The following is a 636-nucleotide window of genomic DNA, read 5'->3' as shown; positions in this document are numbered from 1 at the left end:
CCCCGAACCCGTCACACCTGCCGAACCTTTTGAGGTGAACATCTGCACCGCCAACACACGCTGGAAGGGCACGGCATTCTGTTGCGAGCCGAATGGAACATCGCCCGATACGAGCACAGTGGTCGCTTGCGATTAGTACTGGAAGACCAGACACCGACACGCGCCGATGTCTATGCGGTGTACCCACAGCAGTTACACCTTTCAGCCCGAGTGCGCAGCCTGATCGGTTTTCTGGTTGAGCGCTTCAAGCACATTGACCACCTGGATGAAGCCGCAGCGCTGCAGGACTGAACACCCTTGGCCCGCCCCTTCCCGATGCCTGCATCAGCGCTCTCGAAACGACGGCTGCCAGATCGACAATGCACAAGAGCGCGCCMTTGGTATCTGGTTTAATATTTCAAGCCAATAGCATTCAAGAATTTACAAGCTGAGCAGAAAAACATGAATCGTCGTAAAAAAATAACCCAGTTGTTAAAGGCCCACGCCAAAAAGGCCAGTGCCAAATTGGCACCGGCAAACAAGTCCAAATACATCAGTAAAGCCGACCGATTGAAACTGGCGGCTGAATCCAGTGACGACTCAATCATTGCCGCTGAGAGCGGATCCCTGTAGCTCAAACACCAGCGCGATTTACAC

The 636-nt window shown here is 53.5% G+C and carries 1 protein-coding gene and 1 pseudogene; both read left to right on the top strand.

Annotated features, from left to right (window positions below):
- Nucleotides 1-60 precede the first annotated feature (60 nt).
- Nucleotides 61-291 (top strand): annotated as a pseudogene (locus AC1DRJ_RS31405) (LysR substrate-binding domain-containing protein); the annotation flags it as partial.
- Between the two features lie 150 nt (nucleotides 292-441).
- Nucleotides 442-612 carry a DUF2986 domain-containing protein gene (locus tag AC1DRJ_RS31400; RefSeq protein WP_477805529.1) on the top strand — a complete coding sequence of 57 codons (171 nt, stop codon included), beginning with the start codon at nucleotides 442-444 and terminating at the stop codon, nucleotides 610-612.
- Nucleotides 613-636: the final 24 nt, after the last annotated feature.

The organism is Pseudomonas sp. P5_B2, assembly GCF_056400445.1.
The sequence above is the reverse complement of the archived record's forward strand: the minus strand, read 5'-3'. Positions and strand labels throughout refer to the sequence as shown.